The sequence below is a fragment of the Bradyrhizobium dasycarpum genome, from assembly GCF_042019905.1.
Taxonomy (GTDB): domain Bacteria; phylum Pseudomonadota; class Alphaproteobacteria; order Rhizobiales; family Xanthobacteraceae; genus Bradyrhizobium; species Bradyrhizobium japonicum_B.
This window is the reverse complement of sequence record NZ_CP169574.1, coordinates 2,448,779-2,474,444: the sequence shown is the minus strand read 5'-3', so window position 1 is coordinate 2,474,444 and position 25,666 is coordinate 2,448,779. Positions and strand designations below refer to the sequence as shown.

15 protein-coding genes and 5 pseudogenes are annotated in these 25,666 nt (G+C 65.2%); 8 read left to right on the top strand and 12 right to left on the bottom strand.

The features are described from left to right. Positions 1–227 precede the first annotated feature (227 nt). From ACETMP_RS12200 to ACETMP_RS12165, 8 genes and pseudogenes are all read left to right on the top strand, one after another. Positions 228–1,460 (top strand): branched-chain amino acid ABC transporter substrate-binding protein, encoded by a 1,233-nt coding sequence (locus ACETMP_RS12200; protein WP_028135439.1) that lies wholly within the window; start codon positions 228–230, stop codon positions 1,458–1,460. 115 nt (positions 1,461–1,575) lie between these two features. Then, positions 1,576–2,523 (top strand): branched-chain amino acid ABC transporter permease, encoded by a 948-nt coding sequence (locus ACETMP_RS12195; RefSeq protein WP_028135440.1) that lies wholly within the window; start codon positions 1,576–1,578, stop codon positions 2,521–2,523. Continuing rightward, positions 2,520–3,818: a branched-chain amino acid ABC transporter permease gene (locus ACETMP_RS12190; protein ID WP_375161127.1), complete on the top strand. Its 1,299-nt coding sequence runs from the start codon at positions 2,520–2,522 to the stop codon at positions 3,816–3,818. The genes ACETMP_RS12195 and ACETMP_RS12190 overlap by 4 nt, the downstream gene beginning before the upstream one ends. Further along, positions 3,815–4,564 carry an ABC transporter ATP-binding protein gene (locus ACETMP_RS12185; RefSeq protein ID WP_028135442.1) on the top strand — a complete coding sequence of 250 codons (750 nt, stop codon included), beginning with the start codon at positions 3,815–3,817 and terminating at the stop codon, positions 4,562–4,564. The genes ACETMP_RS12190 and ACETMP_RS12185 overlap by 4 nt, the downstream gene beginning before the upstream one ends. Next, entirely contained in the window at positions 4,564–5,259 is a 696-nt protein-coding gene (locus tag ACETMP_RS12180) for an ABC transporter ATP-binding protein (protein ID WP_375161126.1), read from the top strand. Before ACETMP_RS12185 ends, ACETMP_RS12180 begins: the two co-directional genes overlap by 1 nt. 413 nt (positions 5,260–5,672) lie before the next feature. Next, a pseudogene (locus tag ACETMP_RS12175) lies at positions 5,673–7,134 on the top strand (sensor histidine kinase). Further along, positions 7,131–10,100, top strand: coding sequence for a bifunctional [glutamine synthetase] adenylyltransferase/[glutamine synthetase]-adenylyl-L-tyrosine phosphorylase (locus ACETMP_RS12170; protein ID WP_375161125.1), 2,970 nt, complete (start codon positions 7,131–7,133; stop codon positions 10,098–10,100). The pseudogene ACETMP_RS12175 and the gene ACETMP_RS12170 overlap by 4 nt, the downstream one beginning before the upstream one ends. 149 nt (positions 10,101–10,249) lie before the next feature. Beyond that, positions 10,250–11,143 (top strand): LysR family transcriptional regulator, encoded by an 894-nt coding sequence (locus ACETMP_RS12165; protein WP_375161124.1) that lies wholly within the window; start codon positions 10,250–10,252, stop codon positions 11,141–11,143. A gap of 218 nt (positions 11,144–11,361) precedes the next feature. Here the strand turns inward: ACETMP_RS12165 and ACETMP_RS12160 are convergent. The 12 genes and pseudogenes from ACETMP_RS12160 to oxlT all read right to left on the bottom strand — a co-directional run bounded on the left by ACETMP_RS12160 (position 11,362) and on the right by oxlT (position 25,435). After that, positions 11,362–13,694: pseudogene (locus ACETMP_RS12160) on the bottom strand (PAS domain-containing sensor histidine kinase). 227 nt (positions 13,695–13,921) lie between these two features. After that, positions 13,922–15,295, bottom strand: a complete 1,374-nt coding sequence (locus tag ACETMP_RS12155) for a cation-efflux pump (protein WP_375161123.1) — start codon at positions 15,293–15,295, stop codon at positions 13,922–13,924. Positions 15,296–15,497: 202 nt separating this feature from the next. Continuing rightward, positions 15,498–16,466 carry a zinc-binding dehydrogenase gene (locus ACETMP_RS12150; protein WP_375161122.1) on the bottom strand — a complete coding sequence of 323 codons (969 nt, stop codon included), beginning with the start codon at positions 16,464–16,466 and terminating at the stop codon, positions 15,498–15,500. 25 nt (positions 16,467–16,491) lie between these two features. Continuing rightward, positions 16,492–17,487, bottom strand: a complete 996-nt coding sequence (locus ACETMP_RS12145) for an NAD(P)H-dependent flavin oxidoreductase (RefSeq protein ID WP_375161121.1) — start codon at positions 17,485–17,487, stop codon at positions 16,492–16,494. 364 nt (positions 17,488–17,851) lie between these two features. After that, positions 17,852–18,502, bottom strand: coding sequence for a hypothetical protein (locus ACETMP_RS12140; protein WP_375161120.1), 651 nt, complete (start codon positions 18,500–18,502; stop codon positions 17,852–17,854). Between the two features lie 58 nt (positions 18,503–18,560). Then, a complete protein-coding gene (locus ACETMP_RS12135; protein ID WP_249153894.1) occupies positions 18,561–18,758 on the bottom strand; it encodes a hypothetical protein in 198 nt (65 codons plus the stop codon). Positions 18,759–18,947: 189 nt separating this feature from the next. After that, positions 18,948–20,354 (bottom strand): hypothetical protein, encoded by a 1,407-nt coding sequence (locus ACETMP_RS12130; protein WP_375161119.1) that lies wholly within the window; start codon positions 20,352–20,354, stop codon positions 18,948–18,950. Positions 20,355–20,837: 483 nt separating this feature from the next. Then, positions 20,838–21,623: a fumarylacetoacetate hydrolase family protein gene (locus tag ACETMP_RS12125; protein ID WP_375161118.1), complete on the bottom strand. Its 786-nt coding sequence runs from the start codon at positions 21,621–21,623 to the stop codon at positions 20,838–20,840. Beyond that, positions 21,623–22,642, bottom strand: coding sequence for a 2-dehydropantoate 2-reductase (locus ACETMP_RS12120; protein ID WP_375161117.1), 1,020 nt, complete (start codon positions 22,640–22,642; stop codon positions 21,623–21,625). The genes ACETMP_RS12125 and ACETMP_RS12120 overlap by 1 nt, the downstream gene beginning before the upstream one ends. Before the next feature lie 217 nt (positions 22,643–22,859). Further along, positions 22,860–23,289 (bottom strand): annotated as a pseudogene (locus tag ACETMP_RS12115) (CBS domain-containing protein). Positions 23,290–23,465: 176 nt separating this feature from the next. Further along, positions 23,466–24,056 (bottom strand): annotated as a pseudogene (locus ACETMP_RS12110) (MFS transporter); the annotation flags it as partial. 85 nt (positions 24,057–24,141) lie between these two features. Next, a pseudogene (gene oxlT / locus ACETMP_RS12105) lies at positions 24,142–25,435 on the bottom strand (oxalate/formate MFS antiporter). Positions 25,436–25,666: the final 231 nt, after the last annotated feature.

Below are 25,666 nucleotides of genomic sequence, written 5' to 3'. Positions count from 1 at the left end.
CAACCAATCAGCCGCAGATTGAGCGCAGGATTGAGGTCAAAAACTTGCCTGTGAATTCAATGTTCCGGAAGCGTGCGGTGTCCCTTCATGTTTAAGCCGCAATTATTTCTTGCACCAAAACTTTACACAGTATTCAATGTTGGGGTAGCGAAAGCCGGCGCGACGGACGTTGTGAATCAGCTTCGATCGCCAAGGAACAAGAAACACGCAAAAGGGAGAAGGCGAGGATGCACAAGCTCGTAATTGCTGCGGCGGCAGCGCTGACGATGCTGGGAGGATCAGCATACGCGCAGGAAACCATCAAGCTCGGCTACATCGATCCGCTGTCCGGCGGCGGCGCCAGCATCGGTGAAGGCGGCTTGAAGACGTTCCAGTATCTGGCCGATGAGATCAACGCGAAGGGCGGCATATTGGGCCGCAAGATCGAGATTCTGCCCCTCGACAACAAGACCAACCCGCAGGAAAGCCTGGTGCAGGCGCAGAAGGCCATCGACGCCGGCGCCCGCTTCATCACGCAAGGCAATGGCTCGTCGGTTGCCGCAGCGCTGTCCGACTTCGTCACCAAGAACAACACGCGCAATCCCGGCAAGGAAGTGCTCTACTTCAACTATGCCGCCGTCGATCCGAGCCTGACCAACGAAAAATGCAGCTACTGGCATTTTCGCTGGGATGCCAGCTCCGACATCAAGATGGAAGCGCTCACCAGCTATATGAAGGATGTCCCCGCGATCAAGAAGGTGTACCTGATCAACCAGGACTACTCCTTCGGCCAGTCGGTGCGCGCCGACGCGCGCAAGATGTTGGGCGCCAAGCGGCCCGATATCCAAATCGTCGGTGACGAATTGCATCCGCTGCTGAAGATCACCGACTTCTCGCCCTATATCGCCAAGATCAAGGCTTCGGGCGCCGATAGCGTCGTGACCGGCAATTGGGGCCAAGACATCGCTCTGCTGCTCAAAGCCGCTGCCGACGCCGGCCTGAAGGTCAATTGGTACACCTACTATGCCGGCGGCGCTGGCGGTCCGACCGCGATCAAGCAGACCGGTCTCGACCATCAGGTGTTCCAGATCACCGAGGGCTTTGCCAATTCCGGCCATCAGCCGGCGATGGATTTCGAAAAGGCTTTCCGCGCCAAGGTCAACATGTCGCTGTGGTATCCGCGTGCGGTCAACGAGATGCGCATGTTCAAGGCCGCGGCCGAGAAGGCCAACTCGCTCGATCCCGTGAAGGTCGCAGCAGCCCTCGAGGACCTCAAGTTTGAGGTGCTGGATGGTGGAGAGGGCGTCATGCGCAAGGACGATCACCAGTTCTTCCAGCCGATCTACATCTCCTCCTTCGGCAAGCTCGCCGCAAATGAGCCGTTCGACGAGGAAGGCACCGGCTGGGGATGGCACCTGGTCTCCAAGATCGACACCTCCAAGACGATGGTTCCCACGACCTGCAAGATGACCCGGCCGTAAGCCGAACCAGCTTCGCCTTCCCGCCAGCCGGCAGCGGCTTGCGGGAAGGCCGCTGTTTGGGTGCGACCGACGAGTTTGCCGAGGCTTTTCCGTCCCGGCCAGAGGTACGAATACTGTGCTTGAACTGATCGTTATATCGACGCTGAACGGCCTGCTGTTCGGCATGCTGCTGTTCCTGCTGTCGAGCGGCTTGACCGTCATCTTCAGCATGATGGGGGTGCTCAACTTCGCCCATGCCAGCTTCTACATGCTCGGCGCCTTCTTCGGCTTCCAGCTCACCAAATGGATCGGCTTCTGGCCGGCGCTGTTGCTGGCACCGCTGCTGGTCGGCGCGATCGGCATGGCGGTCGAGCGCTACGGCCTGCGCAATACGCACAAGCACGGCCATGTGGCGGAGTTGCTCCTGACCTTCGGTCTTGCGTTCGCGATCGAAGAAATCGTGGCGATGATGTGGGGCAGAAGCCCCGTCGACTACCGCGTGCCGGCGCTGCTCGACTTTCCGGCCTTCACCATCTTCTCGACCAACTATCCCGCCTACAAGATCTTCATGCTGGCGGTGTCGATCCTGATCTTCATCGTGCTGCTGACGGTGCTCAAGCGCACGCGGGTCGGCCTGATCGTTCAGGCCGCGCTGACGCATCCCCACATGGTGGGGCATCTCGGTCACAATGTCGGACGCATCTTCATGCTGGTGTTCGGCGTCGGCAGCGCGCTAGCGGGAATTGCCGGCGTGATCGCAGGTCCCGCGCTGGTGACGCAGTCCGACATGGCCGCGGCGCTGGGACCGATCCTGTTCGTGGTCATCGTGTTCGGCGGCCTCGGCTCCTTGCCGGGCGCCTTCATCGCCTCGCTCGTCATCGGCCTGATCCAGACCTTTGCGGTGGCGCTCAACGGTTCGCTGGCGAGCGCGTTCGGTCCGCTCGATCCGTCGGCTGGGCCGTCCGTGCTCACCGACATCTGGAATGTCACCATCGCCCAGGTGGCGCCGATCGTGCCCTATTTGCTGCTGGTGATCATTCTGATCGTACGCCCCATGGGCCTGATGGGGACGCGCGAGACATGAACGCCAATATGACATCGACATCGAAGATCGCAGACAAGACAGCCGGCGACGGCCTGCGCTTCTACGGCATATGGCTGGCCGGCATCGCCGCGCTGATCGTGCTGCCGCTGATCTTCTCCTCCGGCGGCTCGCTGACGTCCTTCAGCCTGATCGGCATCGCGATCGTGTTCGCGCTGTCCTACAACATCCTGCTCGGCCAGACCGGCCTCTTGTCGTTCGGCCATGCGGTGCATTATGGCCTCGGCGGCTTCGCTGCGTGCCATATGATGAATGCGGTGGTCTCGCACGGCTGGCCCATCCCGCTGCCGTTCATTCCGCTGTTCGGTGGGCTCGGTGGCCTCGCTTTCGCGATCGTCATCGGCTGGCTGATGACCAAGCGAGCCGGCACCGTGTTCTCGATGATCTCGCTCGGCATTGCCGAACTGGTGGCGTCCTCCTCGCTGATCCTGCGTTCGGTATTCGGCGGCGAGTCCGGGATATCGACCGACCGAACCGCTTTGCCGAAGATCCTCGGCTTGAGTTTCGGCCCGCAGCTTCAGGTCTATTATCTGATCGCGTTCTGGCTGGTCATCTCGGCCATCGCGATGTATGCGCTGACGCGGACCCCGCTGGGGCGGATCAGCAATGCGGTGCGGGACAACCCCGAGCGCGTCCAGTTCATCGGCTATGACCCGCACGTGGTCCGCTACATCGCCTTCTGTTTTGCCGGGTTCTTCGCCGGCGTGGCGGGGGGACTGGCTGCGATCAACTTCGAGATCGCCAACGCCGCCTATCTCGGCGCGATCCAATCCGGCCTCGTGTTGTTCTCGACCTTCATTGGGGGCGTCGCCTTCTTCTTCGGACCCATCCTGGGTGCAATCCTCGTGACTTATCTTCAGCTTGGGCTGACCAGCGTCACTGGCGTCTGGCAGCTCTATTTCGGCATCATCTTCATCGGCATCGTGATGCTGTCCCCCGGCGGCATCGCCGGGCTCATCATGATGCACCGGCCGCTGGTTCGCGCCGGAACTCTGCTGACGGTGATTCCTTCCTATCTGCTCGCGGCGGTGCCGACCTTGGCACTCGCTTGCGGCGTGATCCTGACGATCGAATCGATTGCAAGCTCGCATAGCGGTCAGGGCAGTCCGATCAACCTGTTCGGCGTGGCCTTCAGCCCTGCGTCGCCCGTGACGTGGGCGAGTGCGGCGGTCCTCGTCGCCGGCGGCTTCTTCGTCGCGCGCCTGAGCTGGCGGCGGGTCGGCGAGGCATGGGACCGCGCGGCGACGGTCGCGCGCGACCGGGGGTATCTGGCATGACGGCAGCGATCGAAGTCCGCGCTGTCGAAAAGCGCTTTGGCAATGTCGGCATCATCCGCGATCTCAATCTCAGCATCGCGCAAGGTGAGCGTCACGCCATCATCGGTCCGAACGGGGCCGGCAAGTCGACGACGTTCAATCTCATCAGCGGACATATCAAGCCGACCTCGGGCGAGGTGAGGCTGAACGGCGATGTGATCTCCGGCCTCAGGCCGTTCGAAATCAACCGGCGCGGTCTGTCGCGCTCGTTCCAGGTCACCAACGTATTCGCGCGCATGTCGGTGTGGGAGAACGTCCGCTGTGCCGTGCTGTGGGCGACGGGGCACCGTTACGCCTTCTGGAAGAACGTCGACAGCCTGCCGGAAGTGCGCGAGCGCACGGCGCAGATCCTCGATGACATCCATCTGACGCATCGGCGGGATGTTCCGGCCGGCTTGTTGACCTACGCCGAGCAGCGCGAGCTGGAGATCGGAATCACCATCGCCGGCGGCGCAACGGTCGTGATGCTGGATGAACCGACGGCGGGCATGAGCCACGCCGAGACCGAGCGCGCGGTGGCGTTGATCCGGCGCCTGACCGAGGGCAAGACCCTGGTCATCGTCGAGCACGACATGAGCGTCGTGTTCGGCCTGGCCGACCGCATTTCCGTGCTGGTCTACGGCCACATCATCGCTTCCGGCACGCCGGAGGAGATCCGGCGCGACCCGAAAGTCAAGGAAGCCTATCTCGGCGAGGAGGCGCACTGATGCTCGAGGTCAGGGACCTGCACGCCTATTACGGCAAGAGCCACATTCTCCAGGGCGTCGATCTCGACGTTGCCGCGGGCGAGGTCGTTAGCCTGCTCGGCCGCAACGGCGTTGGACGTTCGACCACGGTCAAGGCGATCATGGGCGAGGTTGCTCCGCAAGGCACGATCCGCTTCAAAGGCAAGGACATCGCCGGGCTGCCGAGCTACAGGATCGCGCGCCTCGGTCTCGGCTATGTGCCGGAGCATCGGGACATCTTTCCGGGTCTGACGGTCCGCCAGAATCTGCTCCTCGGCATCAAGGATACGCGACGTCCCGGCAAATGGCAGCTTCAGGACATGCTCGACATGTTTCCGAATCTTGCCGCGCGTGCGGATACGCCTGCAGGGGTGCTGTCAGGCGGCGAGAAGCAGATGCTCACGACTTGCCGGACCCTGATGGGCGACCCGGATCTCATCATGATCGACGAGCCTACCGAAGGTCTCGCCCCGTTGATCGTACAGCAGGTCGGCGATCTCATCGCCCGCATTGCGCAGGCGGGCGTTGCGATTCTGCTCGTCGAGCAAAAGCTGTCGATTGCGATGAAGATCTCCAACCGCATCTACGTCATGGGGCACGGTCGTGTGGTCTTCGAAGGTACGCCCGAGCAGCTGAGATCAAACAGCGACGTTCGCGCGCAATGGCTGGAAGTGTGAGGGGGCGTCCCCGGTGGCGCGCGTCCGCGTCCCTTTGTTGGCGGATTTGACGGCAGTGCGCTGATGGCGCCAACCGGGGCGTTGGCCCGGAACGACTGATGTACCTCTGCGTGGTCGGGAGGGAAGGCCCACGGCCGATCACTGCCCCGGCGTCCGGCCAGCCAGGCCTTACCCCAGTGTCCCATGGACGCGAGCTTGCCGGGAATTAACTTGGTTCCGATCGAGTGCCCCTTTAACGTTGCCCGTCCGCTCATCACCTGCCGTCACGGATGGCTTTGCGCATCAGTCGTCCCAAGGGACCTGTGGGCAGGGACCACAATGTATGAAGCTATGTTGTTGTAAACAAAGCGGAAATACGAGAAGTGACGATGCTCGTGATGGCAGGCGCGGTCTTGAAACTGGACACATGATCCGTGACGGCATTCGGTAAACTCGTCCGCACCACGGCGTTCCGGCTCACGCTGGTCTATCTGCTGCTGTTCGCGATGTTCGCGGCCTCGCTGCTGGCCTATTTCGCCTGGAATACGCGGCGGCTGATCACCGAGGAGATCACGCAGACCGTCAATGCCGAGACCTCGGAGATCAGCGAGATCTACGGCCGCCGCGGCCTGCGCGGCCTCGTGCTCGCGATCGAGTACCGGGCGCTGCGGCCGGGGGCCAACCTCTATCTCGTGACCACGCCGACCGGGCAGGCGATCGCAGGCAATGTCGGCTCGCTGGCGCCCGGCGTGATGGCGACGCGCGGCTGGTCGGAGACCGGCTACCGGCGCCTCGAGGACGCCGACGACCGCGACCATCGCGCGCTGGTGCGCGTCACCGAACTTCGAGAACGGCTTTCGCCTCCTGATCGGCCGCGATCTCGCCGAGCGGCGGCGGCTGTTCGGCATCGTCGCCAAGGCCGCGCAATGGTCGATCTTGATCGTCGTCGTGCTTGGCCTCGGCGGCGGCGTCTTCGTCGCGCGCCGGGTGCTCCGGCGCATCGACGCCATGACGGGGACCACGCAGCGGATCATGTCCGGCGATCTCAGCGAGCGCCTGCCGGTCGGGCGCAGCGGCGACGAGCTCGATCGCCTCGCCGAGAACCTCAACGCGATGTTGGAACGGATCGAGGCGCTGATGGCGGGGCTGAAGGAGGTCTCCGACAACATCGCCCATGACCTCAAGACGCCGCTGACGCGCCTGCGCAACCGCGCCGAGGAGGCGCTGGCGCGTTCGGAGGGCGAGGCCGACTACCGGGCGGCGCTGGAGCGCACCATCGAGGAATCCGACGGCCTGATCCGCACCTTCAACGCGCTGCTGATGATCGCGCGCGCCGAGTCCGGGCAGGCGCGCGGCAACATGGATGATTTCGACGCGGCCGACGTTGCCAATGGCATCCACGAGCTCTACGAGCCGCTCGCCGAGGACGACGGCATGACCTTGAAGGTCAAGGCCGAGCCGACGCCTGTTCACGCCAACCGCGAATTGGTCAGCCAGGCGCTCGCCAATCTGGTCGAGAACGCGATCAAATACGGCAAGCCGGTGGCGCAGACCGGCGGTACCGTGGTCAGCATGGACGCCCGGCCGATTCTGATCGAGGCTCGGCGCGAGGGCGACCAAGTGCTGCTCAGCGTCACCGATCGCGGCCCCGGCATTCCCGAGGCCGACCGCAAGCATGCCGTCGAGCGATTCGTGCGGCTGGAAGCGAGCCGCACGCTGCCGGGCTCGGGGCTCGGCCTCAGCCTCGCTTCCGCGGTTGCGACATTGCATGGCGGTGAGTTGAGGCTGGGCGACGACCAGCCCGGTCTCGTCGCCACGCTGGTGCTGCCCGCGCGGGCCGATGCCGGCGACAGGGTTGCTCCGCCAATGCCGGATGTGCCACAGAAGGTGGCATGAACCACTCCGCGCCGGGAAACGCGGACAAGCATGGCGAGAGGCTGGCCGCGCGCTTCGCGGAAGCTCCCCATATTGCCGCTTCCACAACCGACGAACGACGTCTTGAAAGCTGGCTGAGCGAGCTCGAGCCGGCCCAATCGGCCCGTCTCGAAACGCTGCTGGCGCATCCCTTTGCCCGCGACATTCTGGCCGGTATTGCGGAATTCTCGCCCTATCTGTTCGATCTGGTGCGCGCCGACGCGGTGCGCCTGATCCGGCTGCTCGAATGCGATCCGGATGCGCATCTGACGGAACTCATCGCGGACGCCAGGGCTGCGGTGCTCGCGGCCGCGGACGAGGCCGAGGTGATGCGGCTGCTTCGCCGCATGAAAGCGGAGACCGCGCTGCTGACTGCCTTGTGCGATATCGGCGGGGTCTGGCCGGTGATGCGGGTGACGGCGGCGCTGACCGATGTCGCGGTGTCCTCGGTGCAGGTGGCGCTGCAATACCTGCTGCGGCAGGAAGCCGCACGCGGCAAGCTCTCGCCGCCCAATCCCGAGGCGCCCGAAGAGGGCTGCGGGCTGATCGTGCTCGCCATGGGCAAGATGGGCGCGGGCGAGCTGAACTATTCCAGCGACATCGATCTCATCGTGTTCTTCGATCCCGATGCGACGACGCTGGCGGCGGACATCGAGCCGCAGCCGTTCTTCGTCCGGGTCACCCAGGGGATGGCGCGCATCCTGCAGCAGCGCACCTATGACGGCTACGTCTTCCGCGTCGATCTGCGCCTGCGGCCCGACCCGTCCTCGACGCAGGTGGCGATCTCGCGCGACGCCGCGCTGAACTATTATGAGCGAGAAGGGCGCACCTGGGAGCGCGCCGCCATGATCAAGGCGCGTGCCTGCGCCGGCGATGCCCGGGCGGGCGAGGCGCTATTGGCCGAGATCGCGCCGTTCGTCTGGCGCAAGCATCTCGATTTCGCTGCGCTTGCCGACGTCCACGACATGAAGCGGCAGATGCAGACCTATCGTGGCCAGAGTGAGGTCGCGGTGGAGGGGCACAACGTCAAGGTCGGCCGCGGCGGCATCCGCGAGATCGAGTTCTTCGCCCAGACCCAGCAATTGATCGCCGGCGGCCGCCATCCGGAATTGCGGGTGCGGCCGACGCTGAGGGCGCTCGACATTCTCGCCTCCAGCAACTGGATCACCCCGGCCGCGCGCGACGAGCTGACCATTGCCTACGAATTCCTGCGCCGGGTCGAGCATCGCCTCCAGATGATCGCCGACGAGCAGACCCACGCGCTGCCCGAAGACAAGGAGGCGGTCGAGCGTTTTGCGCGCTTCTTCGGCTATCCGGATCGCGAGGCCTTTGCGGGCGACCTGCTGCGACAGCTCAGGATCGTGCAGGGGCACTACGAGAAGCTGTTCGAGGGCGACGATCCGACCGGCACGGCCAGTCTGCCGGCGCTCGACTACAGCGCCGGTCCCGACGATCCGCGCCTGCTTCAGCACTTGGCGACGCTCGGCTTCAAGAAGCCCGCCGCCTTGGCGCAGACCGTGCGCGACTGGGTCACCGGCGACTATCGCGTGTTCCGCAATGAGGCGACGCGCAATGCCTTCGTCGAATTCGTGCCGGCCCTGATCGACGGACTTGCCCATGCCGAGGAGCCGGACCGCGCCGTCGTCGCCTTCGATCAATTCCTGGGAGCCTTGCAGCGTGGCGGCCGGCTGTTCACCCTGCTCGGCCAGAACCGCGATCTCGTCGCGCTGGTGGCGCTGGTGCTGGGCGCGGCGCCCCGGTTGGGGGAGATGCTGGCACGGCAGCCGCAGCTGATGGACGGCCTGATTGATCCGCGCTTCTTCGGCGCCATGCCGGACCGGCAGGAATTGTCGGGGCGGTTGGCCGCGACCGTGCAGGATGCCGGCTCATACGAAGAGTTTCTCGATCGCCTGCGCCTGTTCGGACAGGAGAGTCTGTTCCTGATCGGCACGCGAATTCTCTCCGGCACCGTCTCGGCGCAGCAGGCGAGCACGGCCTTTGCCGACGTCGCCGAAGGCATCGTCCACACCGTGCACGGCCTCGTTGCCGACCGCTTCGCCGCCCAGCACGGCCGGATCAAGGGCCAGGAGACCGCGATCATCGCGATGGGGCGGCTCGGCAGCCGCGAGATGACGGCCTCGTCCGATCTCGACCTGATCCTGCTCTACGATTTCGACAGCGAGCATCCCGACTCCGATGGGCCGAAATCGCTTCAGGGTGCGCATTATTTTGCCCGCTTGACCCAGCGCCTGATCAGCGCGTTCACCACGCGCACCAATTACGGCGTGCTCTACGAGATCGACATGCGGCTGCGTCCCTCGGGGCGCGCCGGCCCCGTGGCCTCGAGCCTCGTCTCGTTCGCGGATTACCAGGCCAACGAGGCCTGGACCTGGGAGCACATGGCCCTGACGCGCGCCCGCGTCGTGTCGGCGTCGCCCGAATTCCGCCAGCGCATCGAGCGCGTCATCCGCGACGTCCTGATCCGCCATCGGGATCCCGCCATCACCGCCAACGATGTCGCCGACATGCGGCGCGCCATCGCCCAGGAGAAGGGCGAGGCCGATTGCTGGGATCTCAAGCATGCCGCCGGCGGCATGGTCGACATCGATTTCATCGCGCAATATCTCCAGCTCGTGCATGCGTACGACAAGCCGGAGATCCTGGACGTCAGCACCCTGCAGGTGCTGGAGAACGCCTGCAGGCTCGGCGTCCTCCCGCAATCGGAGACCGAGATCTTGCGAGCAGCCGCGCGGCTCTACCACGATCTGACTCAGATCCTGCGGCTGTGCGTCAGCGACCGCTTCAAGCCCGAAACCGCCGGCAACGATCTGCAGCGCGTGATGGCGCGCGCCGGCGATGCGCCGGATTTTTCGTCGCTGGAGGCGCGCGTGAAGGAAACTCAGGGCGAGGTCCGGCGCGTGTTCAGGGCGTTGCTGGAAGCGTCTTAGCCGGCTCCAGCAGGGAGCGAGCCTCGCGGACGTCGGGCGTGAGCCCCGCGTAGCGCGCATCGAACGCTCCGTCGGCCGGTTTTTCCCGTGTGAGGCCAGAGCAGGCGTGCTGGCTTGCATGCCACGACTGAAGTCGAGGGGACGACCGTTTGATCGACAAGCTTGAACTGTTGCTGGCACTGGCGAAGGAGCGGCATTTCGGACGCGCAGCGGAGGTCTGCGGCGTCACGCAACCGACGATGTCGACCGGACTCAAGCAGCTCGAGGAGATTCTCGGCGTGATGCTGGTGCAGCGCGGGTCGCGCTTCCAGGGCTTCACGCCCGAGGGCGAGCGCGCGCTCGACTGGGCGCGGCGGATCGTTGGCGATGCCCGCGCGATGCGTGACGAGATCAACGGGCTGAAGCACCAGCTCTCCGGCGAGATCCGCCTCGCGGCGATCCCGACCGTGCTCGGCATGGTGGCGTCGCTGACGACGCCGTTTCGCGCCCGTCACCCGGAGGTGCGCTTCAGCATCCGCTCGACCACCTCGTCCGAGGTGCTGGGCCTGCTCGAAAATCTCGAGGTCGATGCCGGGCTGACCTATATCGAGAACGAGCCGATTGGCAAGGTGCGGACCATTCCGCTCTACAACGAGAGCTATCGCCTGCTGACCGCGCCGGACGCGATGTTCGGCGACCGCGAGACGGTGACCTGGACCGAGGTCGGGCAGGTGCCGCTCTGCCTGCTGACGCCCGACATGCAGAACCGCCGCATCATCGACCGCGCGTTGCGCTCGGTCGGCGCGGAGGCGACGCCGACACTGACCTCGAACTCGCTGCTGGTGCTGTTCACGCATGTCAAGACGGGACGCTGGGCGAGCGTGATGCCGGCCAAGCTTGCCGAGACGCTCGGCCTCTCCGACACGGTGCGATCGATCCCGATCGTCGATCCCGACGTCAATTACAGCATCGGCTTGGTCATCCCGCAGCGCGATCCGATGACACCGCTGATCGCGGCGCTGGTCAACGTCGCGCGCGAGGTCGCGCCGACGCTGCAATTGTAGAGAATTGCGGCACGACTAGATCAGGCTTGCTTGCTCCAACGGACGTGCGCTCCCTCGTCCGCTTGCGGGAGAGGGCTGGGGAGAGGGTGTTTCCGCAATGGGATGTCCCCTAGAGGAGAAAGCCCTCACCCGCGTCTTCGGCGCGAGCTCTCCCGCAAGCGGGAGAGGTTTGAGAGCCGCAGGATCGACCCAAGCAAAAGCGATGCCGCTCCAGAGTTCTACGCCGCGGCCGATATCCCGGACGCCGCCTTGATCGCGTCGCGCGGCAGGGTGACGCGGACGACGGTGCCGACCTCGAGGCTTGGAGCGCAGCCGCATCGAGCCGCCGTGGAGCTGCGCCAGCGAGCGGGCGATGGCGAGGCCGAGGCCCGAGCCGTGATAGGTCTTGGTGAGCTGGCTCTCCACCTGCTCGAACGGGCGGCCGAGCCGCGCCAGCGAGTGCGGCGCGATGCCGATGCCGGTGTCGGCGATCATCAGCACGATGCGGTCGTCGAGCTGCCGGCTGCGCACCACCACGCGGCCGCCGTCGGGCGTGAACTTGACGGCATTCGAGAGAAGGTTGACGATGATCTGCTTGGTGGCGCGGCGGTCGGCGACGACGGAGATGGATTTTGCGATGTCGGCGTCGAGCGTGATGTGCTTGTCCTGGGCCCGGCCGGTGACGACCCGCAGGGATTCCGCCAGCGTTCGCGACAGATCGAGCTGCTCCAGGTCGAGCTTCATGCGGCCGGCCTCGATCTTGGACATGTCGAGGATGTCGTTGATGACCTCGAGCAGATAATGGCCGCTGGTCAGGATGTCCTGGCAATATTCCTGGTACTTCTCGCTCCCGAGGTCGCCGAACATGCCCGAGCCCATGATCTCGGAGAAGCCGATGATGGCGTTGAGCGGCGTGCGCAGCTCGTGGCTCATATTGGCGAGGAACTTCGACTTGGTCTGGTTGGCTTCCTCGGCGCGGGTCTTCTCGCGCTGGTACTTCTCGGCGAGATCGGCGAGCTCGACGGCCTGGCGCTCCAGCGCCGCCTGCGAGCGCTTCAGGTCGATGACGGTGGCGCGCAGGCGCAGATCGTTGTCGACCAGCTTCTGCTCGTGCTCCTTGATGCGCGTGATGTCGGTGCCGACCGAGACGTAGCCGCCGTCCTTGGTGCGGCGCTCGCTGATGTGAAGCCAGCTGCCGTCGTCGAGCTGCGCCTCGAAGGTGCGCGCGCCGGGGCCTTGGGCGACGGTCTCGTTGTGGCGGGTCCGCACCTCCGGCATGCGGCCGACCTCGAGCACGGTCTCATAGGAGGTGCCGGGGATGACGGCGGTCTCGGGCAGCTTGTGCAGGCGCTGGAAGTGTGAGTTGCAGAGCACGAGGCGGTCGCTCGCATCCCACAGCACGAAGGCTTCCGGAATCGTCTCGATGGCGTCGCGCAGGCGAAGGTCGGCTTCCACCGTCCTCTCGGCGAGGCTCTTCTGCTCGGTGATGTCGACGGCGATGCCGATCAGGTGCACGCTGGAATCGGTGGCGCCGCGGGTCTTCTCGCAGCGGACGCGGAGCCAGATCCAGTGGCCGTCGACGTGCTGCATGCGGAAGGTCTGGTCGATGTGGTCGATCTTCTCCGAGATGAGCTGGTCGGCGATCGCGAACAGGTCGATGTCGTCGGACTTCACCAGCGCGTTGACCTCGCCGAAAGTGAGGAGCTCGTGGCGGCCGTCGAGGCCGAGCATCGAGAACATCGACTGCGACCAGAAGATCCGGCCGCGCGACAGGTCCCAGTCCCAGAGGCCGCAGCGGCCGCGGTTGAGCGCGGTGTCGATGCGGCCGCGCACGGCGTCGTTGATGAGGTCGCCCTCGCGGGCGCGGGTGGACTGCCAGTGGAAGGCAAAGCCGAGGATCAGGACGACGAATCCCGTGGTTGCCGACAGCGTCACCGAGAGCGCGGCGTCCGAGCCCCAGATCGGCTCGTTGCGCTCCTGGATCACGGTGACGAAGCCGGGCAGCGACTTGATCTGCCGCGAGGTCGCCATCGCGGCGTTGCCGTTCGGCAGCGTCATGTCGGAGATGTTGCCGTCGCGGGTCGGCGCCGCGAGCAATTGTGCGGTCGTGATGGCATCGAGCAGACGGTCGTTGCCGGGAGGATCGCTGTCGACCGGGACGCGGGCGAGGACGCGGCGGTCGATCCCGGCCGAGGTGACGATGACGTGGCGGCCCGAGGCCGTGCCCCAGGACGGGATCAGGTCTGGCAGCAGCGTCGGCAGGCCATCGATGTTCTTGAGACGCTCCTGCCGCACCGAGGTGAGGCGGTCGATCCGGTCGGCCAGCAGATCGGCGAGCGCCGAGATGTCGTGGCGGATCACCAGCCGCTTCTGACGGGTCTGGTCGACCACCTGGACGAACGCGCCGAGGCAGATCGTGATCAGGAAGGCGATGATGAGCGTCGGCACGGCGCGACGAAGCGCCGGCTCCGCGATCAAGAGCCGATGATAGGCAGGTTTCGCGATCGATTGCGCCAATCCCTTGATCAGAATCGGATTGGACGCACGCGTTCGCGGCGTCTGCACGCGACATGCCTTCGGCCCCCTGAAAACCAGCTTGCAACTGAAGTCCGGAAGCAGCCCCACATCGCTTCCGAATCAAAACGATTTGAATCCAGTTTTCGCGGGCTGTCGAGAGTCAACGAATCGTTAACGCGAAATTATTCTTATCCAACACGCAGTTTGTGCGCCGCGCGTCCGCAAAGTCACGGGCCGAAGGAGTCCGAAACGAGAACGTGTGACTCTTCGCACGTTTGCTCGTCACGCGCGCGGCGGTTCGGCGTGACTGATCACGCGCTTCACGCTCGGGAACGCGCGCCGCAGCGCGCGCTCGATCGCGTCGACCTGCTCGTGCACCTTGGTCACGCTCATCGACGGTGTCGCGCGGCAGTGGAAGTTGACGATCTCGCCGGCATCGGTGTTGCGGACCCGGACATTATGGATGTCGTGGATCTCGCCGCCGCCGGCAAATTCCGCCAGCGCGGCGGCGATCGTCCGCACCCTCTCCGGCGTGGCGTCGACCCCGAACGGAAGTTCCGGTTCCAATGGCTCGATATGGACGTCGACTTCGACGTCCTCGCCGAACTCCTCCTGGATGTTGCGCTCCAGAGTGTTGGCGATCTCGTGGGCGGCCTCTAGGTGCATCCCGCCATCGACCTCGAGGTCGATGCTGACGATCAGCTTGGCGCCGAGATCGTGCACCGTGACATGGTGGACCGCGAGCCCCGAATTGCGCGCGATCACCATGATGCGGTCGCGCACGGTCTCGTTGTCGCGCGCGACCGGGACGGGGGTGAAGGAAAGGTCGGCATCCCCGAACGCCTGGTCGACGGCGGCATGCGCCTTGCGCTTGATCTCCTCGACCCGGTCGATCGGATAGGTTCTCGGCACCTTTGCGATGGTGTCGATGAAGGTGGTCGCCCCGACCATGCGGACGCGCAAGCGTTCAACGTCGATCACCCCTGGCACGCTGCGGATCGCGGCCGTGGCCTTCTCCTGCGCGCCCTCGGGAGCGCGGTCGACCAGCGTCTGCACCGTCGAGCCGGCCATGCGCAGGCCGAGCGCCGCGATCATCACGGCAACCGCGGCTGCGGCCGCGGCGTCGCCCCACCAGAAGCCGAGGCCGGCGAGGATCAGGCCTACGATCACGGCGAACGAGCCCATCACGTCGGAGGCGAAATGCAGTGCGTCGGCGGCCAGCGCCTGGCTCCGCGTCTCGCGCGCAGCGCGGTGCAAGGCGCGGGCGCGCCAGAGATTGACGATGATGTCGATCACCAGCACGACGAAGGGCACGGCCGAAATGGTCGGCGGCGGGGTTCCCTCGCTCAGCCGGCTATAAGCCTCGACCAGGATGCCGCCGGCGAGCACATAGAGCAGGGCGGTGACGCCCAGCGCCGAGATGCTCTCCAGCTTGCCGTGGCCGTAATGGTGCTCCTCGTCCGCGGGCTTGTCGGACACCCGCACCACCGCCCAGGTGATGATGGTCGCGACCAGGTCGATCGAGGAGTGCAGGGCCTCGGAGATCAGCGCGAGCGAGCCGATCGCGATCCCGACCGCGAACTTGGCCACCGCCATGCCGCCACTCGCGAGGATCGAGATCGCGGCGACCGAGGTTTTGCTGTGCTGAGAGGTCATGGCGGGGGATTTAGCAGCCCCGCGTGGGACATCAAGCGATGATCCACAGGATGTAGTCGCGAGTGACTTGCAGGAGCGGAATATTTCTCGCCCCGTCATTCCGGGGCGCCGAAGGCGAACCCGGAATCTCGAGATTCCCGGCGCGCAATTGCGCACCTGAGGTTCGGCTCTTCGAGCCGCCCCGGAATGACGGTGGCCGCGCTCACACCGCAACCACGATCTTCCCCAGATGCTTGTTCGCCTCCATGTGCTCGAACGCCTGGTCGATGTCGGCGAACGCGAACACCCTGTCGATCGGCAGCTGCAGCTTTCGCGACTCCACCGCGCCCCAGATGTCCTTGCGGACCTCCTCGAAGATCTCGCGCACCTCCTCGATCGTGCGGGTGCGGAAGGTGACGCCGACATAGTCGATGCGGCGGGCCGCATGCAGGTCGAAGTTGAAATCGGCATGGGTGCCGCCGAGCCGGCCGACATTGACGATGCGGCCCTTCACCTTGGTCGCGGCGAGGTTCTGATTGGCGACCTTGCCCGAGACCTGGTCGACGATGAGATCGACGCCTTCCCCGTTCGTCGCCTTCAGCACCTCGTCGACCCATTTAGGATCGGAGCTATCGATGGCAAGATCGGCGCCGTATTCCTTCAGCCGGCCACGGCGAGTGGCATCGGTGGAGGAGCCGATCACGATCCTGGCGCCCTTGAGCCTGGCGATCTGCATTGCCATCAGGCCGACGCCGGAGCTCGCACCCTGGATCAGCACGCTCTGGCCTGACTGCACGCCGCCGACGGTGACGACGGCGTTGTGCATGGTCGCGAGCGCGACGGGCAGGGTAGCCGCCTCCTCGAAATTCATGTTCGAGGGCGCGTGGAACAGCCGGCCGTGATCGGCCAGCGTGTATTCGGCGAAGGCCGCGGAGCCCGAGCCCATGACGCGGTCGCCGACCTTGATGCCCTTCGCATCCGGTCCGAGCTCGGCGACCTCGCCGGCCCATTCCATCCCGAGCACGGTGCCGACACCGCCGGCCGGGCCATGGGCGTGGCCCTTGCGCATGCCAGTGTCGGCGCGGTTGAGCCCGCAAGCGTGGACCTTGACGAGCACCTGCGTGCCCTTGGGCTTGGGTTGAGGGACGTCGGAAATCCGAGCGCCGTCAGAGCCGTAGACATAAGCCTTCATGAATTGCTCTCGCCTCTTGCGGTGACTATTCCGCCGCCTCGCGTTGCGGCTCAACGATCATTCCCTCCAGCCGGCCGCGAATGATCGCCTCCGCCTCGCGCACGATACGGGAGACGAGCTCGGCGCAGCTCGGGATGTCCTGGATCAGGCCCTGGACCTGGCCGGCTGACCAGATGCCTTCGTCGGAATTGCCGGTGGCGTAGACCATCTTGCCGCGGGCGCCCGCGACGAGCTCGCGGATGTCCTCGAACTTGGCGCCTTCCTTCTCCATCGCGACGACCTTGGTCGAGATCGCGTTCTTGGCAACGCGCGAGGTGTTGCGCATGGTGCGGAAGATCAGCTCGGTCTCGTGCTCGTCATTGGCGACGATCTTCTCCTTGATGAGCTGGTGGATCGGGCTCTCCTTGGTCGCCATGAAGCGCGTGCCCATGTTGATGCCGTCGGCGCCCAGCGCCAGCGCCGCGACGAGGCCGCGGGCATCGGCAAAGCCGCCCGAGGCGATCATCGGGATCTTGACCTTGTTGGCGGCTGCCGGGATCAGGATCAGGCCGGGCGTGTCGTCCTCGCCGGGGTGGCCGGCGCATTCGAAGCCGTCGATCGAGATGGCGTCGACGCCCATGCGCTCGGCCGAGAGCGCGTGGCGGACGCTGGTGCATTTGTGCACGACCTTGACGCCGTGCTTTTTGAACTCGTCGACATGCTCCTGCGGCTTGTTGCCGGCGGTCTCGACCACCTTGATGCCGGCCTCGATGATGGCGGCGCGGTATTCGGCGTAGGGCGGCGGCTTGATCGCGGGCAGAATGGTGAGATTGACGCCGAATGGCTTGTCGGTGAGGTCGCGGCAGCGCGCGATCTCCTTGGCGAGATCCTCCGGTGTCGGCTGGGTCAGCGCCGTGATGAAGCCGAGCGCGCCGGCATTGGCGACGGCGGCGACCAGCTCGGCGCGGCCGACCCATTGCATGCCGCCCTGGACGATCGGGTGCTCGACCCCGACGAGTTTTGTGAAACGTGTCTGCAGCATGGATGTTTCCCCCTTCCGATGGCCCGCAGGCTTGTTGTCGTTTGATGGCGCAAGGATGCCGCCGGGGGTGGGAAAAGTCTATCAGCGGGACGTGCAATGGAGCCGGGACGACATGCGGGGATGAAGGGAGATTCCGTGGGGCGGATAATTTGAGGTGCAACGATCGCATGTGACGACGCCACTCGATCTCGTGTCCCGGACGCGCTGCAACGTTCTTCGCGTTGCGGCGCTGAGCCGGGACCCACGCATCCGCGGATGCTCTGAGAGATGGGCCCCGGCTCTGCAGCGCATCACTTCGTGCTGCGCAGCGTCCGGGGCACGAGACCTCGGCCTTCAAGCCAAATCGCTTGAAACGACTGCGGAGCTACTGCGCCGACAGCCGCACCATCTGGCGGCCGCCGTTCATTTCCTTGAGGCGGTTGACGAAGTTTTCCGGGCGTTGCCAGCGGTTGGGAACCTCGAGCCCCATGAACTCGGCGATGTCGCCGATGAAGCCGGTGCAGTTGACGGTCTCGGCGTTCCACACCGGCGAGTTCGCCTGCAATTTCTTGATATAGGCGAACACGCGCTTGGCGTCGGCCTCGTTGAGATAGACGCGATAGCTCGCGGTCAGATATTCCGGATCGAGATCGCCGTAGCTGGCGCCGGTCTCGGACGGCACGAAGGTGATGTGACCCAGCACGTAGGCCAGCGTGTCGCCGGCGGGCGTGAGGCCTGCGACCTCGACCGCCTTCTCGCTGGTCTTGCCGTACCAGACGAAGGCATGACCCCAGCTCGCGGCCGTGCGGGCGCGGAAGTCGACGTAATAGGGACCTTTCTCCACGCGCGCGACGGAGCGCCGCGTCGATTGCGGCGCCGGCCGCGACGTGGAGTCGGTCGTGGCAAGCGCATTGGCATCGCCAACGCGCTTGTTCGCTTCGTGCGCCGAAGCCGAGGGCATCAGGCACGCGATCATCGCCGCGAGCGCGAGCCCGGCAAGAATGCAGGATCCCGATCGATCAGGTTTTTTCGTCACGCTGTGCCCCTCGACTGTCGGCCGCTTACGCTGGTCTTGCGCGCATCGCGTCGGCGCGTCAGTAGCGCGCCGCGACCGGGCCGGGTGCCTTGCCGATCGGGGCCTTTCCAACCGGGCTCTTGCCAATCGGCATCTTGCCGATCGGCGCCTGCTCGGCGGGATAGACGGGCACCGGCTGGCGGCGCGGCAGGTCCGCAGCGTTCGCGGCCGTCACCAGAGCAAGCGTGGCACCCAGAGCAAATACAATCTTCTTCACAGCGATACCCCTAGAAGGTTTGGTCCAAACACGGCAGTGCCGTGCCCCCAGACACGCCTTGCAGAAGGGCGGCCGAATGCGTCCAAGTTGCGGCGCACGCGGGACATGTTGGCGGCTTATGTCTGACGCGCGCAGATGTGATTTGTCCGGATGTTTCGAACGGCGCGATGCAGGTTTCTACGCAACGCCTCAGCCGATCCGGTTCAGATTATTCCTGATCGTCGCGAAGATACCGCCGATGTCCTTGCGCAGCGCGTCGAGCGCGTTGAAATTGTCGAAGACGCGCGCGAGACGGTCTTCGACCTCGCGCTTGCTCTTGGTGAGCGCGTCGACGCGCGAAGCGAGGGTGACGTTGTCGTTCGCCTCGATCTCGCCGACGGTCCTGGCGAGGAGATCGCGGGTGGCCCCAACCTCCGCGATCATGGCCTCGATGCCGAATACCGGCGCCTTGAGCGGGACGAGGTCGGCCTGCGACTTCGACAGCTCCGTCTTGAAGGCATTCAGCGTCGCCAGCGTCTCCTGCAAGGCGCCGAGGCGCTGGCGCGACTGGAGGACGAATTCGTTCAGCGCATTCTGGCGATCTGCGAGGGACGTGCCGTCGGCGTCCGTCTCGACCTCGGCGAGCGCGCGCTCGATCTGGGCCCGGCGTTGGCCGAGCTCCTCGAAGTCGAGCCGGATGCTCCTGAGGATGTTGAAGCTGTCGTCGATGCGGGCGAGGCGCTGCTCGATCTCGAGCTTGTTCTTCGACAGCGTCTCGACACGCGTGGCAAGCGGCATCTCGCCGCCGGTTTCGAGTTCGTCGATGGTCTTGGCGAGACGATCATGGCTGAGACTGAGCTCGCCGATCAGGACGTTGATGCCGGTGCCCGAGGATCGCAGCGGCGCCAGCTCGGCGTAGGATTTCGCCAGATCCTCCCGGAATTGATTCAGGGTCGCAAAGGTGTCCTGGACCGCGTTCACCCGCCCCAGCAACGCCGAGACGTCGCGCGCGATGTCCCTCTGCCGGTCGGCGAGGTTGTTCCTGCGGTCGTCGGTTTCGAGGTCGTGCAGCGAGCGTTCGAGCTGGTTCTGGCGGTCGCGGATCTCGGTGAAGACGGGCTCGACCGCACGGCGCTGCTCGGCGACCTTGCCGACCATCTCGCGCAGATGCTGCTGGCGACGGCGGATCTCGGCGAGCTGGTCGTGCATGTCGGCGGACTCGTTGCGGCCCTGCTGCAGCAGCGCGCGCTGCTCGGTCTCGCCGAGCTTGTCGTGGATCGCGGAGACCGCCTCCCGGGGATCGCTCTCGATCAGGTGCTGGACCGTGGCGTCGAGGTGGCTTTGCAGGGCGTGGGCGACGACGACGTCCTCGCGGGTCTTCTTGAGGCGTTCGCGCAGGGTGTCGAGGCGCCGGTCCTGGCGCGACAACCGCCAGACGGAAGCGCCGATCAGCGTCAGCGCCAGCGCGGAGATCGCGCCGGCTGCGACGCGCTGCGGCGTGGGCAGGCTGGCGAACCAGGTGGGCAGCTGACTGACGTCGTATCCGAACGCCTGCTGGGCGAAGATCGCGGCGACGGCCAGCAGGCCGAACCAGGCAACCAGGAAAAACAGCCACATCGTGAATTCCTCACGCCGGCACACATTTCCGCCATGATTGCCAACAGCGGAACCGGGCGCAAGGGGCCGGCGGGGCGCCGGCTGCGCGTCGAGGCGCAAATCCCCAACTGGCCGCATCAGCCGATGGGCCGAGGGGCGATCAAAGGCTCTAGAGACTTCCGGAAGGGGGAAATCCCTAGATTGAACCGAGCTGTCGCGGCAGTCGCCGACCCGAATCGGCGCGCCTCATTTCCCGAGGAAATTCGAGCGTATCTTGTCGGCGAACCAGACGACGAAGATCGCAGCAAACGCGAGGGCAAAGTACAGAACCGTCCACAAAAGTGCATTACCGGCAGTCGTCATGGCGTCCTCCCTTGCATCAGAACTCGGTCTGTTGCCGGAAAGGATAGCGGCGGCCGCGACGGCGTGATTTGCGCAGGATCAATTTTGCCGCGCCGCAGCAAGGACAGCACGTAGTTCGGAGGCGCGCCTGGCAAAGACGAGCTACAGCCGAAACTCGTTGGTGAGCTCGCCGATGCCGTCGATCGCGACGGTCACCGTGTTCAACTGCTCCTTCATCACGCCGACGCCGACCGAGGTGCCGACCGCGATGAGATCGCCGGGAAGCAGGGTCATGTCGTGTGAGATTTTACTGACCAGCTCCTGCGCCGAGAAGATCATGTCGGAGATCGGGTAGTTCTGCCGCTCCGCGCCGTTGAGGATGGTGCGGACGGTGAGCTTGGCCGGATCGAGGCCGGTGGCGATGACGGGACCGAACGGACCGTAATCGTCGATGCCCTTGGCGCGGGCCCATTGCGGGAAGGTGGGATCGCCGGTCAGGATGTCGTTGGCGGTGATGTCGTTGACGCAGGTGTAGCCGAAGATAAAGCTGTCGGCTTCGTCAGGCGAGACGCGGGCGCAGGGCCTGCCGATGACGATGCCGAGCTCGCCTTCATAGGTGGTCTTGCCGTCGTAATACGAAGGCCGGCGGATCACGGCGCCCGGCGTCGTGATGCTGGTGGTGGCCTTGAGCAGATAGAGCGGCTCCGGCGGTTCGGGCTGGTTCAGCTTGGCGGCGAGCGCGTGAAAATTGTTCCAGAGCGCCACGATCTTGCTGGGGACGCATGGCGCGAGCAGCTCGACCTCCGACAGCGCCAGCGTCTTGGCCGTGGCGGCGTTGCGGCCGAACATCTCGCCCTCATGCACGCTGATGCCGGACCGGGTCAGCGTGCCGAAGCCGGTCGTGCCGGCGTGGCGGAAGCGCAGCCATTTCCTGCTCTCGCCGGCCATCACGCCACCGCCAATGCGCGCGGATCTGCCGGCGCCGAGACGCCGTCATAGAGCCCGGCAATGCGGGCGCGCTGTGTCACCATCGCCAGCACCGAGTCGAGCGCCGGCGTCGGGATGCCGGTGAGGCGGCCCATCTCCTGCACGACGGTGACGAGCGGATCGATCTCCATCGGGCGGCCGCGCTCGAGGTCCTGGAGCATCGAGGTCTTGTGCGCACCGACCTTGCGGGCGCCCTCGATGCGGCGCTCGACATCGACGCGGAATTTGACCCCGAAGGTTTCGGCGATCGCTTGCGTCTCCATCATGATCGCGCGCGACAGCGCACGCGTAGAGGGGTCGGTGCAGATCACGTCGAGCGTCGCGTGCGTCAGCGCGCTGATCGGGTTGAAGCAGACATTGCCCCAGAGCTTCAGCCAGATCTCGTCGCGGATGCGGTCGAGCACCGGGGCCTTCAGCCCGGCGGCGACGAACAGGTCGGCGAGGCGCGCGACGTCCGACGTGATCTCGCCGGAGGGCTCGCCGAGCGGGAAATTGTTGCCGTAGACGTGGCGGATCACCCCGGGCGCCTCGATCTCGGTGGCGGGATAGACGATGCAGCCGATGGCGCGCTCGGCGCCCAGCTCGCGCCACTGCCGCCCGCCGGGGTCGATGCTCTCCAGCGTCGCGTTCTCGTATTGGCCGCCGTGCTTATAGAAGTACCAATAGGGGATGCCGTTGACGGCAGTGACGATGCGGGTGTGGGGCCCGAGCAGCGGCTGCATCGTCTCGATCACGCCGGTGATCGAATGCGCCTTCAGCGTGATGATGATGTAGTCCTGCACGCCGAGCTCGCCGGGATCGTCGGTGCAGCGCGGATGCACGACGTGCTTCTCCTCGCCCGCGAGCAGCGTCAGGCCGCGCTCGCGCATTGCGGCAAGGTGCGCGCCGCGTGCGATGAGGCTGACATCGGCCCCTGCGCGCGCGAGCTGAACCCCGAGATATCCGCCGATCGCGCCGGCGCCGTAGATGCAGATCTTCATGAATTCCTCGCGAGACCAGGATTGGAAGTTTTGCGATGGCTCGTGCCAAGCGCTCTCTGCACCTCTCCCGCTTGCGGGAGAGGTCGGCGCGGAGCGCCGGGAGAGGGCTTTCTCCTCTTGGGGAATGTCTCCCAGCGGAGACAGCCCTCTCCCCAACCCTCTCCCGCAAGCGGGAGAGGGGGCGCAGCTTTTCCGTGGTTAGGAGTTCGTGGCGCCTTTAGGCGGCCGCTTGCGGCGTGCCGTTGAGGGCCTCGTCAACGGCGGCGGCGATGTCGCGCATGCTGATGACGGAGACGAGGCTGTAATCGTCGATGACAGGCAAATGGCGGATGTGGTGCCGGTTCATCAGATGCCGGACGTGCTCGATCGTGTCGCTCGAGGCTGCAGGACACCAGCTGCTGCACCGAGACGAGCTGCGAGACCTTGACGTTGACGGCATTGGCGCCGTGCTCGGCGACGGCGCGCACCACGTCGCGCTCGGTGAACATGCCGACCGCGGTGTTTCCTTCCGAGCGGACCACGTCCTTGACCACCAGCGCGCTGATGTTGTTGGCGCGCATCAGCTTGGCGGCGATACCCACCGTCTCATTCATTCGCACCGTGACAACGCGCGGCGTCTTCTTGCGCAGAATGTCTCCGACCAGCATTGCAACCTCCCTGGGTGAATGTTGGGAGAAGTGTGGTATACATAATGCCAATCGTCAAGCGCGGGATTTGGCCGATCCGAAAAATCTTGCGGCAGCGATCCTGACGTTTGTCGCCGCGACACAAGACAGGGGCGCAGCGCTGCGCCCCTGTCTTGTCGAGCAAAGACGTGTGGCGGTTACGCCGTCTCGGTCTTGGCGCTGCCGGTCGCTGCCTCGGTGCTCTCGGCTTCGTTGCCCAGGATGAAAGCGCGGCGCAGCGGCTTGATCACGAACAGCGCCATCAGCGCTGCCGTCGCGTTCAGGGCCACCGCGACCACGAACACGGCCTTCCAGCGATGGGCCGCCGAGATCATGCTGGCGAGCGGAACGAGCAGGGAGGCGGTGCCCTTCGCGGTGTAGAGCATGCCGTTGTTGGTGGTCGCGAATTTCGAGCCGAAGGTGTCGCCGCAGGTGGCGGGGAACAGCGAATAGATTTCGCCGAACACGCCGAAAATAGATCGCGGTCGCCAGCACGAAAACCGACGGGATGTGGCCGTAGGCCGACAGCGTCACATCACGGCGGCGGTACCGAAAGCGATGAACATCGTGTGCTCGCGGCCGATCGTGTCGGAGACGAAGCCGAAGAACGGGCGGCCGAAACCGTCCAGGATGCGGTCGAGCGAGATCGCGAAGGTCAGGGCCGCCATCCGGAAACCGGCGAGCGTGACCGGCGTGTCGGCGATCTTGAAGTCGTGCGCGATCGGGGCGATCTGCGCCGTAGGCGTGAGTTCCAGCGCGATCGCCTGAACTCCTCGGCAAACGAAAACGCCCGGCCGCGAGGCCGGGCGTCGATGAGGAACTGTGGGGAGCGGGTCAGACGGTCGAGTTTGCGACCACGACCTTGCGCCAGGGCTTGAGCACCGCGATCGCCAGCAGCGAAGCCAGGATGTTGGCGCCGGCCGCGATGATGAACACGCTGTCCCAGGTGCCCGACGATTGCTGCATGTAGTTGGCGATCGGCACCAGCAGCGCGGCGGTACCCTTGGCGGTGTAGAGCAGGCCGGCATTGGTGGTCGCGAACTTGGCGCCGAACGTGTCGGTGCAGGTCGAGGGGAACAGCGAGTAGATCTCACCCCAGGCAAAGAACACGAAGCCGGAGAGCAGCACGAACCAGATCGGATCGTGGCCCCAGAGGTAGAGCATCCAGATGCCGAAGCCTTCCATGCCGAAGGCGATGAACATCGTGTTCTCGCGGCCGATCATGTCGGAGATCCAGCCGAAGAACGGACGCGTCAGGCCGTTGAGCACGCGGTCGATCGTGGCCGCGAACGTCACCGCCGTCATCGTCACCGCCATCAGCGTGACCGGCACGTTGTCGACCTTCCAGTCGGCCGCGATCGGCTTCAGATTGGCCGTCACCATCAGGCCGCCGGCACCGACGATCACGAACATGAAGTACATCAGCCAGAAGATCGGCTGACGCAAGACCTCGGTCGGCTGGTAGTTGCGCCGGGTCTGCAGCAGATTGGCGTTCGGCACCACGTTCGGCACCTGGCTTCGCCTTCGGCGACAGCAGGAAGAAGGCGAGGATGCAGATGATGATGCCCTGGCCGAGACCGAAATAGAGGAAGGTGGTCTGGAAACCGCTGTCCTTGATCATGGCCTGGATCGGCGCGACGGTGAGCGCGGAGCCTGCACCGAAGCCCGCGGCGGTGATGCCCGCGGCAAGACCGCGCTTGTCCGGAAACCATTTCAGCGCATTGCCGACGCAGGTGCCGTAGACGCCGCCGGCGCCGATGCCCGCGATGATCATGCCGAGATAATAGCCGTTGAGCGTCGTGGCCTGCGCGTTGATCGCCCAGCCGATGGCACAAAGCACGCCGCCGACCAGCACGACGATCTGCGGACCGTATTTGTCGACGAACCATCCCTCGATCGGCACCAGCCAGGTCTCGAACAGCACGAACAGGGTGAAGGCCCATTGGATCGAGGCGCGATCCCAGCCGAACTTCTTCTGGATGTCAGGGACGAAGAACGTCCAGCCGTATTGGTAGTTGGCGATCATCACCATCGCGCCGACGCCGATGGCCAATTGTGCCCAACGATAAGCATCGCTCACACGGGCGGCACCAGGAGCCGCTGCTGCCGACTGCACCATATCCGTCATTAAAAACCCTCCCGAACGCGCCCGTCATTTTATGCATGCGCTGGCGGGCAGCTTGGTATGCATTATGCCAAGATTCAAGCTGGGGAGGGTGAGGTGCGGCAAAATAACGCGGCCCCGTTCACATGCGTCAAGAGCGCCGGCTTGTAAAGCCCGAATTATTGGCGGCGCGCCGCGGCGGCGCCTGCGCATCAATGCAAATTGTTGATATGTATGACATTTTCAGCGTTGCGG

Excerpts from the sequence above, each read along its gene's own strand:
- ACETMP_RS12130 (WP_375161119.1), bottom strand. The coding sequence starts at position 20,354 with ATGTGGCTGTTTTTCCTGGTTGCCTGGTTCGGCCTGCTGGCCGTCGCC.
- ACETMP_RS12145 (WP_375161121.1), bottom strand. The coding sequence starts at position 17,487 with ATGCTGCAGACACGTTTCACAAAACTCGTCGGGGTCGAGCACCCGATC.
- ACETMP_RS12190 (WP_375161127.1), top strand. The coding sequence starts at position 2,520 with ATGAACGCCAATATGACATCGACATCGAAGATCGCAGACAAGACAGCC.
- ACETMP_RS12170 (WP_375161125.1), top strand. The coding sequence starts at position 7,131 with ATGAACCACTCCGCGCCGGGAAACGCGGACAAGCATGGCGAGAGGCTG.
- ACETMP_RS12150 (WP_375161122.1), bottom strand. The coding sequence starts at position 16,466 with ATGAAGGCTTATGTCTACGGCTCTGACGGCGCTCGGATTTCCGACGTC.
- ACETMP_RS12120 (WP_375161117.1), bottom strand. The coding sequence starts at position 22,642 with ATGAAGATCTGCATCTACGGCGCCGGCGCGATCGGCGGATATCTCGGG.
- ACETMP_RS12155 (WP_375161123.1), bottom strand. The coding sequence starts at position 15,295 with ATGACCTCTCAGCACAGCAAAACCTCGGTCGCCGCGATCTCGATCCTC.
- ACETMP_RS12125 (WP_375161118.1), bottom strand. The coding sequence starts at position 21,623 with ATGGCCGGCGAGAGCAGGAAATGGCTGCGCTTCCGCCACGCCGGCACG.
- ACETMP_RS12180 (WP_375161126.1), top strand. The coding sequence starts at position 4,564 with ATGCTCGAGGTCAGGGACCTGCACGCCTATTACGGCAAGAGCCACATT.
- ACETMP_RS12200 (WP_028135439.1), top strand. The coding sequence starts at position 228 with ATGCACAAGCTCGTAATTGCTGCGGCGGCAGCGCTGACGATGCTGGGA.
- ACETMP_RS12185 (WP_028135442.1), top strand. The coding sequence starts at position 3,815 with ATGACGGCAGCGATCGAAGTCCGCGCTGTCGAAAAGCGCTTTGGCAAT.